Origin of the sequence: Streptomyces sp. NPDC093801, from assembly GCF_040701585.1 — a bacterium.
In the GTDB taxonomy this organism is placed as follows: domain Bacteria; phylum Actinomycetota; class Actinomycetes; order Streptomycetales; family Streptomycetaceae; genus Streptomyces.
On record NZ_JBFBDP010000017.1, the window covers coordinates 44,852 to 57,065 of the forward strand.

The 12,214-nt window shown below is 76.4% G+C and carries 9 protein-coding genes; 3 read left to right on the forward strand and 6 right to left on the reverse strand.

Translation table 11 applies throughout. The features are described 5' to 3' along the window. The 4 genes from AB0469_RS20760 to AB0469_RS20775 form a co-directional block, all read right to left on the reverse strand. Window positions 1-801 carry a cobalt-precorrin-6A reductase gene (locus AB0469_RS20760; RefSeq protein ID WP_366452874.1) on the reverse strand — a complete coding sequence of 267 codons (801 nt, stop codon included), beginning with the start codon at window positions 799-801 and terminating at the stop codon, window positions 1-3. Continuing rightward, entirely contained in the window at window positions 791-1,540 is a 750-nt protein-coding gene (gene cobM / locus AB0469_RS20765) for a precorrin-4 C(11)-methyltransferase (protein WP_366452875.1), read from the reverse strand. The genes AB0469_RS20760 and cobM overlap by 11 nt, the downstream gene beginning before the upstream one ends. A 1-nt stretch (window position 1,541) precedes the next feature. Next, complete coding sequence (cbiE, locus tag AB0469_RS20770; protein ID WP_366452876.1) at window positions 1,542-2,786, reverse strand: precorrin-6y C5,15-methyltransferase (decarboxylating) subunit CbiE; 1,245 nt, start codon at window positions 2,784-2,786, stop codon at window positions 1,542-1,544. A 407-nt stretch (window positions 2,787-3,193) separates the two neighbouring features. Beyond that, entirely contained in the window at window positions 3,194-4,090 is an 897-nt protein-coding gene (locus AB0469_RS20775; RefSeq protein WP_366452877.1) for a trypsin-like peptidase domain-containing protein, read from the reverse strand. A gap of 193 nt (window positions 4,091-4,283) precedes the next feature. On the opposite strand from AB0469_RS20775, the gene AB0469_RS20780 reads away from it, so the two are divergent. Beyond that, a complete protein-coding gene (locus tag AB0469_RS20780) occupies window positions 4,284-5,312 on the forward strand; it encodes a phosphatidylinositol-specific phospholipase C domain-containing protein (RefSeq protein WP_366452879.1) in 1,029 nt (342 codons plus the stop codon). 68 nt (window positions 5,313-5,380) lie between these two features. Here AB0469_RS20780 and AB0469_RS20785 read toward each other — a convergent pair whose 3' ends face one another. After that, window positions 5,381-7,651, reverse strand: a complete 2,271-nt coding sequence (locus AB0469_RS20785; RefSeq protein ID WP_366452880.1) for an immune inhibitor A domain-containing protein — start codon at window positions 7,649-7,651, stop codon at window positions 5,381-5,383. Between the two features lie 67 nt (window positions 7,652-7,718). After that, window positions 7,719-7,946, reverse strand: coding sequence for a hypothetical protein (locus AB0469_RS20790; RefSeq protein WP_366452881.1), 228 nt, complete (start codon window positions 7,944-7,946; stop codon window positions 7,719-7,721). A gap of 377 nt (window positions 7,947-8,323) precedes the next feature. Between AB0469_RS20790 and AB0469_RS20795 the strand changes: the two genes are divergently transcribed. Beyond that, window positions 8,324-9,481 carry an AMP-binding protein gene (locus AB0469_RS20795; protein WP_366452882.1) on the forward strand — a complete coding sequence of 386 codons (1,158 nt, stop codon included), beginning with the start codon at window positions 8,324-8,326 and terminating at the stop codon, window positions 9,479-9,481. Window positions 9,482-10,087: 606 nt separating this feature from the next. Beyond that, window positions 10,088-12,133, forward strand: a complete 2,046-nt coding sequence (fusA, locus tag AB0469_RS20800) for an elongation factor G (RefSeq protein WP_366452883.1) — start codon at window positions 10,088-10,090, stop codon at window positions 12,131-12,133. The last annotated feature ends 81 nt before the right edge of the window (window positions 12,134-12,214 follow it).

The following is a 12,214-nucleotide window of genomic DNA, read 5'->3' on the forward strand; positions in this document are numbered from 1 at the left end:
TCAGCCTAGAGGGTGCGGCCCTTCGCCGCCGAGCCAGCGCAGCGCCTCCTCCACCGACTCCGCGCGGGCCACCCCCTCCGGGACCGGCGGGCGGCGGACGACCAGGACCGGGATCCCGGCCTCGCGCGCGGCGGTGAGCTTGGGGGCCGTCGCGCCTCCGCCGCTGTCCTTGGTGACCAGCACGTCGATGCGGTGGCGGGCCAGCAGCTCCCGTTCCTCCTCCAGGCCGAACGGCCCGCGCGCCAGCACCGTTTCCAGGCGCGGCGGCACCGGCCCCTGCGGCGGGTCCACCGAACGCACCAGGAACCAGGTGCCGGTGAGGTCCGCGAAGACGTGCAGGCCCGTGCGGCCGGTGGTCAGGAAGGCCCGCCCGCCCAGCGAGGGCAGTACGGCAGCCGCCCCGGCGAGGTCGTCCGCGAAGGTCCAGGCGTCGCCCGGGCCCGGACTCCAGCCGGGCCGGCGCAGCGCCAGCACGGGCACGCCCGTGAGCGCCTCCGCCTCGGCCGCGTGGAAGCTCATCCGCTCCGCGAAGGGGTGCGTGGCGTCGACGACGTGCGTGACGCCGTGGGCGGCGATCCAGCCGGCCAGCCCCGCGGCCCCGCCGAAGCCGCCGATCCGGGTCTCGCCCGGCGGCAGCACGGGAGAGGCGACCCGGCCGGCGAGGGAGTTCGTGACCCGGTACGAGGAGGCGTGCACGGGGTCCCGGGCCAGCGCCTCCGCCAGCCGGCGGGCCTCGGTCGTACCGCCCAGGATCAGGACGTGCCGCCCGGGCCGGCCCGCAGCGCCCGGTTCAGCAGACATGCCGGTCCCGCTCGGGGGAGTAGAGGTGGCTGTCGCGGAACTGCTCCGCGCCCAGCGTCCGGCCCACCACGATGACCGCGGTGCGCACCAGCCCCGCCTCCTTCACCTGGCCCGCGATGTCGGCGAGCGTGCCGCGCAGGATCAGCTCGTCGGGGCGGCTGGCCATCGCCACCACCGCCACCGGGCACTCGGCCCCGTAGTGCGGCAGGAGTTCGTCCACGACGCGGTCCACGTAGCGGGTGGCCAGGTGCAGCACCAGCAGCGCTCCGCTGCGCCCGAGCGTGGCCAGGTCCTCGCCGGGCGGCATCGGCGTGGCCTGCTGGGCGATCCGGGTCAGGATCACGGTCTGGCCGACGGTCGGGACGGTCAGCTCCCGCTTGAGCGAGGCGGCCGCCGCCGCGAACGCGGGCACGCCCGGGACGACCTCGTAGGGGATGCCGGCCGCGTCCAGGCGCCGCATCTGCTCGGCGACCGCGCTGAAGATGGACGGGTCGCCGGAGTGCAGCCGCGCCACGTCCTGCCCCGCCTCGTGGGCCCGTACGCACTCGGCGACGATCTCGTCGAGGTTCAGCTGCGAGGTGTCGACCAGCCGGGCCCCCTCGGGGCAGTCGTCGAGCAGCTCGCGCGGGACCAGGCTGCCCGCGTAGAGGCAGACGGGGGCGGCGGCGAGGGTGCGGGCGCCGCGCACGGTGATCAGGTCGGCGGCGCCGGGGCCCGCGCCGATGAAGTACACGGTCATCTCAGTCTCCTTGCGTCTTCGTCACGGACCACTGGGTGACGGGCATCGCCTGCCGCCACCCCGTGAACCCGCCGACCGCCACGGCGTGGGCGACGGCCAGCTTCACCAGTTCGCCGCCGTGGCGCCGGTAGTGCTCGGCGAGGACCGCCTCCGACTCCAGCGTCACGGTGTTGACGACCAGCCGGCCGCCGGGGGCCAGCGCCGCCCACGCGGCGTCGAGCAGGCCCGGGGCGGTGAGGCCGCCGCCGATGAACACCGCGTCGGGGGCGGGCAGTCCGTCCAGCGCCGCCGGGGCCGCGCCGACGACCACGCGCAGGCCCGGGACGCCGAGGGCGGCCGCGTTGCGGGTGATGCGGGCGGCCCGTTCGGGGACGCGCTCGACGGCCACGGCCCGGCAGGAGGGGTGCGTGCGCATCCACTCGATGCCGATCGAGCCGGAGCCGCCGCCGATGTCCCACAGCAGTTCGCCGGGGGCGGGGGCCAGGGCGCACAGGGTCGCGGCGCGGACGTGGCGCTTGGTCAGCTGGCCGTCGTGCTCGTACGCGGCGTCGGGCAGGCCGGGGGTGGCGCCGAGCCGGGGGACCGGGGAGGCGGGATCCCGGCGGCATTCCACGGCCACGACGTTGAGGGCGTCGCCGGGTTCGTGCGCCCAGCCGTCCGCGGTGCCCCCGTACACGTCCTCGCGCTCGGAGCCCAGCTGTTCGAGGACCCGCATCCGGCTCGGGCCGAAGCCCCGCTCGCGCAGCAGGGCGGCGATCTCGTGCGGGGTCGCCGCTCCGGCGCTCAGCACCAGCAGCCGCCGCCCCTCGTGCAGCGCGGCCGCCACCCGGGCCACCGGCCGCCCGACCACGGTCACCACCTCGGTGTCCTCCACCGGCCAGCCCAGCCGGGCACAGGCGTAGGAGACGGAGGAGGGGTGCGGGTGGACGCGCAGCGCGTCGGGGCCCAGCTCCTCGGAGAGGGCGCGGCCGATCCCGTAGAACATCGGGTCCCCGCTGGCCAGTACGGCGATCCGGCGCCCGGTGTGCTCGGCCGCCAGCTTCGGCACGGCGGGGCGCAGCGGGCTCGGCCAGGCGACCCGCAGACCGGCGCACTCGCCGGCCGGGAGCAGGTCCAGCTGCCGGGGCCCGCCGATCAGCACCTCGGCGCCGGCCAGCGCCTCCCGGGCGGCGGCGGTGAGCCCGGCCCAGCCGTCGGCACCGAGGCCGACGACCGCCACGGCTGCGGGGGGTGCTGCGGAGCTCACTGCGGTACCTCGGGAACGGGAGAGGGCGGATGGCGCGGGACGGACCCGCAGCTTACTGGGGCGCGGACCGGGCTTCCGTGCCAGGGTGACCAGGAACGACGCCACCGCCGGACGGTGCTCGCGGCCGCCGCGCAGGCGTACTCGGGCGGCCGGGAGGCGGATCCGGCCGGCGGGGAGGCGCGCCCGCCGCCGTCCCGTCGTGCGCCGCGCACCGGCCGCAGGGCCTCGGCGCGACGGCGTGCCCCCGTCCGCCCCCGCCGTGCCCCCGTCCGCCCCGGACGGAACCTGCCCCCGCCGTCACGGGTCGCTCCACACTCGGCGGATGGACGACACCCCGGACAACCACCCAGCCGGCTCGGACGACGCCCGCGCACCCTCGCGGACCGGCCCGGTCCGAAGGCCACGGCCTATCCGCGCACGGCCCGCTCGTACAGCGCCCGTACGTCGTCGCCGAAGTAGCTGCTGTACGAGGTGGTCTCGTCCCCGCCGCCGTCCCGCCCGCCGATGACCCCGATCAGGATGTTCCCGGTGCTGAGGACGGGGCCGCCGCTGGTCCCGTTGGGCACGTCCGCACAGTCGAACCGCAGCTGCGCGGGCCCGTCGGCGACGGCCGTGCCGGAACAGCCCAGCGGCCGCTCGGTGTCGTTCGGGTACCCCACCAGCCGGGCGGGGACGGGCAGCTGCCGGCCGAAGCGGACGGGGTGGGCCCCCGTGACGTCCTCCAGCCGCTGGCCGGGGTGTCCGGCCCGGCGCACCCGTATGAACGCCACGTCGACATCGGGGTCGGAGTCGCGCACCCACCGCGGGTCCACGTCGATCCGGGTGGGCACCCACACGCCGTAGGGCGCCTTCCCCTCCTCGTACCCGGGCACGAAGGCCAGGTTGTTGCGGAACCCGCCGGAGTACACGCAGTGGGCCGCGGTGACGACGAGGTCCCCGCCGGCGGAGTGCACCACGCTCCCCGAGCAGTGGTGGTCGTCGTCCCAGTCCAGCCCGGGGGAGAACAGCGCCCCGACGGCCGGCTCGGCGGGCACGTCACGGGCCTCCAGCGGTTCGGACGCCTTCCAGGTGCCCTCCGCGAAGCCCTGTACCGGCGGAGCGGTCTGCGGCCCCCCCTCGGTGAGCTTCTCCAGCGCCGCGGCGGCGGCCCGGTCGGCGAGCGCGGTGTCCTGCACGTACCGCCCCTGGCCGCCGTCGCCCCGGGCGACGGTCCCCATGCGCCCCACGCCGAAGGCCACCCCGGCGACCACCAGGGCGCAGCACACCCCGGCCAGCACGCAGACCCGCACGGCCCTGCCCGTCATCGCGCCACTCCCACCGCCGAGGACCACCCGTCAACCCCCCGGAACGGCCGGCCGTCCCCCGGGGTTCCCCGCCGGAATGTGCCCCTCCTCACATGCCGTCCCCAACCGGCCATCCCCGGTCCTTCCCCTCTTCATCCGACTCCCCTACGCTCCACCCGCCTTACCACTCGGTAACCAGGGGAGTCGCACACCCATGCCCATCCGCACCCGCCTCCGCACGGCAGCCGCCCTGCTGACCGCCGCCCTCGCCGCCCTCGCCGCGGCCACCGCCCCCGCCACGGCGGCCACCGGTGACCTCCCGTACTCCGCATCGACCGGCGTGGGCGTCCACAACGCCTACGAGAAGGCCAAGTACCCCTACCTCGCGGACGCCCTGGACTCCGGCGCGGCCATGCTGGAGCTGGACGTCTGGACCAACTTCTTCGGCAGTTCGTGGCGCGTCTCCCACGACAACCCCTTCGGCAACGACAGCAACTGCGAGAACGCCACCACCCCCGCCCAGCTGCGCACCAAGTCCCGCGACCAGAACCTGGCGGGCTGCCTCTCCGACATCCGCAGCTGGCACGACGCCCACCCCGGCCACCGCCCGATCGTCCTCAAGCTGGAGCTGAAGGACGGCTTCGCCGCGAACCTGGGCCGGGGCCCGGCCGCCCTCGACAGCCTCCTCACCTCGAAGCTCGGCGACGCCCTCTACACCCCGGGCCGCCTCGCGTCCGGCCGCCCGGACCTCGACTCGGCCGCCCGCGCCGGCGCCTGGCCGACCCGCGCGCAGATGGCCGGCACGTTCCTCGTGGAGCTGATCCCCGGCACGGTCGAGGAGGGCAACGGCGCGGACAAGCTCTGGACGGACCGCGAGTACGCCGAGCACCTGCGCGACCACCTCGCGACGGCCGCCGCCTTCCCGGCGGTCCACCGCGCCGAGGCGGGCGACCCCCGTGCCCGCTACGCGGACCCGGCCCTGCGCCCCTGGTTCGTCGTCTTCGACGGTGACGCGGCCGCCTACGCCTCGGGCTCGATCGACACGTCCTGGTACGACCGCAACCACTACCTCCTGATCGCCACGGACGCCCAGAACGTCGCCCCGGCCATCGACGCGGTCCACCCCACGGAGGCCCAGGCGCGGGACCGGGTGGCCCTGATGGCCGCCCGCCACGCCTCGATCACCTCCTCGGACTGGTACCCCCTCCCCTCGGTCCTCTCCACGGTCCTGCCCCGCGGCTGAGCCGGCCCGGACGGCGGCGAGCGCCCTGCCGGGACGGCCCGGCAGGGCGCTCGCGCGTGCGGGACGGGTCAGGGGGCGGACGGGCCCAGCTGGAGGGTGGTGGTCGTGGCGGATTCGCGCAGGACCTGCAGGCGGGTGCCCGTGTCCGGGACCTTGACGCCCACCTGGGGGAGGTCCGGGGTCCAGTAGACGCCGCGGTGGTCGTCGAAGACCGGGACGCCCGGGCGGGAGGGGACCGTCAGGGTGCTGCCGGGCCGGTGCAGGGCGATCCGGTCCGTGGGGCGGGTGGAGAAGGTCGCGTCGAAGGTCTGGGCCCGGGCGTTGGCCAGGGTGCCGTCCGGGTAGCGCAGGGCGTCGGGGCGGGCGTCGACCGGGAGGATCAGGCCCGAACCCGGGTGGGCCTTGGTGGTGTTGTCGCTGTGGGCGGTGTCCCAGAGCCAGAGCAGCACGCCCTGCTGGTAGGGGTAGAACTCGACCCGGTCGTCCGTGGAGGTGAAGTTGTACGGGCCGGTGCGGAGGTAGGAGCCGTAGCCGGTGTAGCGGCGGTTCTCCGCGAAGTAGGCGCGCGGGTGGGACTCGGTGCCCGTGCGGCCCTCGGTGCGGGACCACTTGAGGGCGGTCCAGTCGTTCGCGCCGGATTCCGCGCCGTCCGTGAAGAGGGTGCGGCCGTCGGCGTCCGAGGTGATGCGGAGCTCGTCGAAGGTGGCGCCGCGGCCGTGGGTGTTGCCGTCCGAGGTGGCGTGGAAGCGGAGCCGGGTGGTGCCGGCGGGGAGGGGGACGGTGAGCTCGGTCCAGGCGCCGGAGCTGCCCGAGACGCCCTTCGCGGGGATCGGCGTCCCGTTCACGGTGCCGGGGAGCGGGGTCCAGGTGGCGCCGCCGTCGGACGAGGCCTCGACGGTGACGAAGTCGAAGTCCTTCTCCGTGTCGTACCAGAGGCGGGCCCCGAGGGTCGCCGGCCGGCCGCCGAGGTCCACCGTGCGGGTGAGGGTGTTGTCCATGAAGTCGCCGGTGCCGCTCCACCACTGGCTCGTGCCGGCGTAGGGGTCGGTGAGTTCCGTACGGGTGGTGGAGGGCGGGAGGTGGACCAGGAGGGCCTGGGGGTCCTGGGTGTTGTACCCCGAGACGCCCAGGGTGGCGCGGGTCCTGCGGCCCGCGTCGGCCTCCGTGTAGTCCAGCCAGCCCAGCTGGAGCTTGCTCCACGGGTCCAGGTCGCCGGGGAACCGCCCCGTGGTGTTGGGGCCCTTGCCCAGGTAGGAGGCCGAGGACATCAGGGACCAGAAGTTGACGGCGTTGTCCCCGTCCGAGCTGTAGAGGTCGGGAAGGCCCAGGTCGTGGCCGAACTCGTGGGCGAAGAGGCCCGCTCCGCTGTTCTCGCCGCCGGTGAGGTAGTCGCCGGCCCAGATGCCGGTGTCGCCGACCGGGGTGCCGCCCGCCTTGTTGCCCTCGGGTCCGGCGGTGCCGGCCCGGTCCCAGTAGGCGAACCAGCGGTGTGCCCAGACGGCGTCCTTGCCCTGTTCCCCGCCGCCCCACGTCTGGTCCTTGCCCGCGTGGACGACGACCAGGTGGTCGAGGTAGCCGTCGGGTTCGTCGAAGTTGCCGTCGTGGTCGGCGTCGTAGCGGTCCCACACGTCGTACTGGGCGAGCTCGGCCCTGATGTCCTGCGGCGAACGGCCCTTCGCGCGCTCGGAGTCGTACCAGGCGGCCGTGGCGTCGCGGACCAGGTCCCAGTTGGTGCGGCACTGGCCGGCCTCGGTGCACTTGTCCGTGCCGTAACGGGCCTCGTTGTAGGGGAGCTTGACCCAGGCGGTGACCGTGCCGTCGAGGTCGTAGCGCCCCGAGGACTGCAGGTCGTAGTAGGCCCGCATCGAGTCCGCGCCGGGATCGGCGGAGAAGAACTGCCGCTGGTAGAAGTCCCGGTCGAAGTCCTTGCGCCACAGGGTGTGGTTGTCGTCCGCCGGTGGCTTGGCGATCGTGTTGTGCAGGGGGCCGGGGGTGCCGCCGAAGCGGGGGTCGGTCTCGTCGCCGAACTCGGCGAGGATGACGAAGACCTTGTCCTTGCGCTCCTGCGCGAGCTCGACGTACTGGTCGCCGATCCGTGCGGTGCGGGGGGCCGGCCCGGCCCGGCGCGATCCGGCGCCGCCCGCCGCGACGCCCTCCAGGGCCTGGCGGCGCAGGGCCTGGCGCCGGAGTTCGAGGGGCGCGGGCGGCGGGGAGGCCTCGTGTCCGGCCTGCGGGGCGGCGGGTGCCGGGGGCGGCGGGGCGGCCGCCTGGGCGGGGGCGGCGAGGAAGGCGAGAGCGGTGAGCGATATCGCCGCTCCCGCCGCGGCAAGTCTGCGCAACGGGGGTGACCTTTCCGGGAGTTCGGGAAGCCCGGAGGGTCCGGCCCCCCGGAGCGCAGGTAATATTTCACATGTCACAGATCGCGGCTAGGGGGCGGGTCCGGCCGGGCGGTGCGGGGTGGCGCCGCGCGCCCCGGGTGCGGGGAGTGCCGCCCGCCCGGCGCCGGATCCACCGCATCCCGAGGGCGAGGAGCGCGGGGGCCGCCAGGGTGGTGCCCGCCTTGGCGGCCGGGTCGACGAGGAGGCGGTGGAGCAGGCCGGAGTGCTCCGCCGCGAGCAGGGGCGCCGGTGACACCGCCGGCCGTCCCGCCGCCGGGCCCGCCGGAGCCGCCCTCCGGTCGCCGGACCGCCGCGCGCAGGGCGGAGCGGGCCAGGGGGCCGAGAGGGCGGCGGGCCCCGCGGGCTGATCCGGGCTGATCCCCAGGACGCGGCCCGGGTGCGGTCCCGGGCGCCGCGCCCGCCGGCGGGCCGGACGGCGGGGGAGCCGTTTCCGGCGGGGCGCGGCGTCGTTGAGCCGACCGGGGGCCGCCGGGTGGTAGCCGTCGCGGCCCGACGCACCCGACCGCACAGGGGGAACCCGCGCATGCTCCTCGACCCCACCGACCACCGGCCGGCGCCCCCGCCCGAGGCGCCCGCAGCCGGCCGGCCCGCCGGCGTCCCGCGGGAGGCGTCGTGAGCGGCCGGGAGGGCCCGGAGGGCCGGGACGGCGCGGCGGCCGCCCCGGCGATCCCCGCGCAGGGGTACCCGGCCCTGCCCCTGGACGCGCTCCGGGAGCGCCCCGGCATCGGGGCCGGCGCGCCCGAGCGCCCGGCCGGCGGCGGCTGGCACCTGCCCTGGGACCGGCTCACCGGGGCCGAGGCCGCCCGGATCCGCGCAACGCTGCGCTCCGGGGAGTACCCGTTCGACACGTCCGGTGTCACCGGCGAGCCCGTCCGGTGCGTCCTGTCCGGCGAACTCCTCCAGGCCGACGCCGCGCACAGCGCCCGCCTGCTGGCCCCCCACGCCCCCGAGGCCGTCGTCAGCTTCGTCCCGCCCCGGCACGCCTACGGCGCCTCGGCCACGGTGATGCTGCCCGCGCTGACCGGGCTGCCGGTGTGGTTCTGGCCCGGCTCCGACTGCCCGCCCCCGCCCGTCGAGGCCCGGCGGATCGCCGTCGCCGCCATCCCGCGGACCTTCCGGATCCTGGCCCGGCACCCCCGCTGGACCGCCTCCTTCGAGCACATCGTCTTCCTGCACGGCTCCGCCGAACTCCCGCCCGAAGCCCGGATGTTCCAGGACCCTTCGCGCACCGCCCTGATCGAGCTGCTGGGCTCCACCGAGACCGGGGCCGTCGCGCACCGCAGCGGCTGGGACCCGCACGGGGCGTGGACCCTCCTCGACGACGTCGCGTTCGCCGCGCCGGGCGTCGGCGCGGAGGGCCCGCTCACCGTCGCCGGGCCCCGCCTCGCGCCCCTCCCCGACGGCCGCCGCCCCGAGCACCACGAGATGGACGACCTGGTCCGCCGCCTCGGCGACCGGCTCTTCTTGCGCCGCGGCCGCCGCGCCCACCTGGTCAGGGTCAACGGCGCCCGGCGCGACCTGGGCGCCATCGCCGCCCGGCTGCGCGCCGCGCTCCCCGGGGCCGACGTCGCCTGCGTGCGCGTCCCCGGCCCGCAACGGGCGGAGGCGTACGACGTCCTCGTCGCCGGCGGAGGCCCGCTGACGGCCGAGGGTGTACGGGCCGCCGCCCGCGGGCTCGGCGCCGAACCGCGGCAGGTGCGGCTGGTCGACCGGATCCCGCGCGGCCCGCTCGGCAAGCCCCTGGCCGTTCCCCCTGAGCCGCCCGGCTGACCGGCCCGCTTCCCCCGCGCGGCCGTCGGCCCCCGCTCCGGGGCGACCGGTCCAGCGGCGTCAGGGGTCGCCCGGCGCCCCTTCCTGCCGGCCGACCGGACGGCGGCCCGTTCGGACGGCGGCCCGGGGGACACCACCTCACGCGCCCCGCCGGTCCCCGGGACGGATCGGCCGCCGGCGTCCGCCGAGGCGTCCCGACGGCGCAACCGCCCCGTCGCGCGCGGTGGTTCACCGTGCAGGGCCGGCGGCCGCCGTGAAAATACGGTGCCCCGCCCGGCCCGCGCTGCCTACACTCGCCGTGCGCGCCGCCGAAACGGCCCGCGCGCCTCATGCCGTCGGACGAAGAGAAGGGGAACAGGGTCATGCGCACGCACACCGCCGCCGCCCTCGTTCCCCAGACCCGGTACGACGTGATCCCGGTGTCCCGCACCGCGCGGTAGCAGCTGCGCGGCTGTCACCGTCCACCCGTGTCCCGGGCAGGTACGCGGGTCCCTGAAACGGACCCGGTACGCCCCTCCATGACCGTGCGTCATCGCCGGTCGTGCACCGCACGGGAATCGCGCTGCCCCCTTCACCAGCTCCACGTCATCCGAAAGGCCCCGGGCCATGCGCACCCGTACCGACTCCCGTCCCAACCCCCTGACCAGCGTCCGCAACCTCGGCATCCTCGCCCACGTCGACGCCGGCAAGACCACCGTCACCGAGCGGATCCTGTTCGCCACCGGCACCATCCACAAGCGCGGCGAGGTCCACGACGGGACGACCGTCACCGACTTCGACGCCCAGGAACGGGCCCGCGGCATCACCATCTTCGCCGCGGCCGTCAGCTGCGCCTGGGACGGGCACCGGGTCAACCTGATCGACACCCCCGGGCACGTCGACTTCGCCGACGAGGTCGAACGCTCCCTGCGGGTGCTCGACGGGGCCGTCGCGGTGTTCGACGCCGTCGCCGGGGTCGAGCCGCAGAGCGAGTCGGTGTGGCGGCAGGCGGACCGGCACGGCGTGCCGAGGATCGCGTTCGTCAACAAGCTGGACCGCGCGGGCGCCGACCTCGACACCGCGGTCGCCTCGATCCGGCACCGGCTCGGCACGGTCCCGCTGGTCGTCCAGCTGCCCGTCGGCCGCGAGGACGCCTTCACCGGCGTCGTCGACCTCCTGCGGATGCGCACCCTGCTGTGGGGGACGGGCGCCGACGCGTACGCGACCGCGCCCGTCCCCGAAGAGCTGCGGGAGGAGGCGCTGCGGCGGCGCCGACTGCTGGAGGAGACGGTGGCCGAGCTCCACGCGGACGCCCTGGAGGAGTTCTGCGCGGAGGGCTCCCTCACCGTGGCGACACTGGTCCGCGCCCTGCGCGAGCTGACGCTCGCCGGGGACGGCGTGGTGGTGCTGTGCGGTTCGGCGTACCGCAACCGCGGGATCGAGCCGCTGCTGGACGCCGTCGTGGCGTACCTGCCGTCGCCGGCCGACATGCCGGCGGTGCAGGGCCGCCCGGCCGACCCGGCGGAGCCGCTCGCGGCCCTCGCCTTCAAGGTGACGGCGACGGCGACCGGGCGGCTGACGTACGTACGCCTCTACGCGGGCACCCTGCGCAAGGGCGACACCGTACTGGACCCCGGTACGGGCAGGACGGAGCGGATCGGGCGGATCCTGCGGGTGCAGGCCGACCGGCACGAGGAGCGGGAGGAGGCGGTGGCCGGTGACATCGTCGCCGTGATCGGGCCCAAGGCGGCCCGGGCCGGCACCACCCTGTGCGCGCCGGGGGCCCCGCTGCTCCTCGAACCGCCCACGGTGGCCGACCCGGTGGTGTCGGTGGCGGTCGAGGCCGGCCGCAGCACCGACACGGGCCGGCTCGCGGCCGCACTGGCCCGGATCGCCGAGGAGGACCCCTCGCTGGTGGTCCGGACCGACGCGGAGACCGGGCAGACCGTGCTGTCGGGGCTGGGCGAACTCCATCTGGAGGTCGCGGTGGAGAAGATCCGCCGGGACCAGGGCGTGGAGGTCGTCGTGGGCCGTCCCCGGGTCTCCTACCGGGAGACCGTGGTGGACGGGGTCGCCGGGCTGGTCCACCGGCACGTCAAACAGGACGGCGGGGCGGGGCAGTTCGCCCATGTGGTGATCGACGTCGAACCGCTGGGGGAGCCGGGCTTCGCGTTCCGTTCGACGGTCGTCGGGGGCCGGGTCCCGCAGGAGTACGTGCGGGCCGTGGAGGCCGGCTGCCGGGACGCCCTCGCCGAGGGCCCTCTCGGCGGGCACCCGGTGACCGGGCTGCGGGTGGTCCTCACCGACGGGGCGACCCACTCCAAGGACTCCTCGGAGCTCGCCTTCCGCGCGGCCGGCCGGTTCGCGCTGCGCGAGGCCCTGCGCGCGAGCACGCTGGAGCTGCTGGAGCCGGTCGCGGAGGTCACCGTGACCGTCCCGGACGAGTCCGTCGGCGCGGTCCTCGGCGACCTCGCCGCCCGGCGCGGCCGGGTCACGGGCTCGGCCACCCGGGCCGGGACCGCGGTCGTCACGGCGACGGTGCCGCTGGCCGAACTCTTCGGCTACGCGTCCCGCCTGCGCGGCCGCACCCAGGGCCGGGGCACCTTCACCACCCGCCCGGCGGGCCTGGCCCCGGTCCCGGCGGGGGTGGCCGCGACGCTCCTGACGCGCTAGGCGAAGGCCCCTGTCCCGCCCCGCCCTCCGGGCCGGGGCGGGACAGGGGCCGAAATATCTTGACGTCGAGATAGTCGGGAG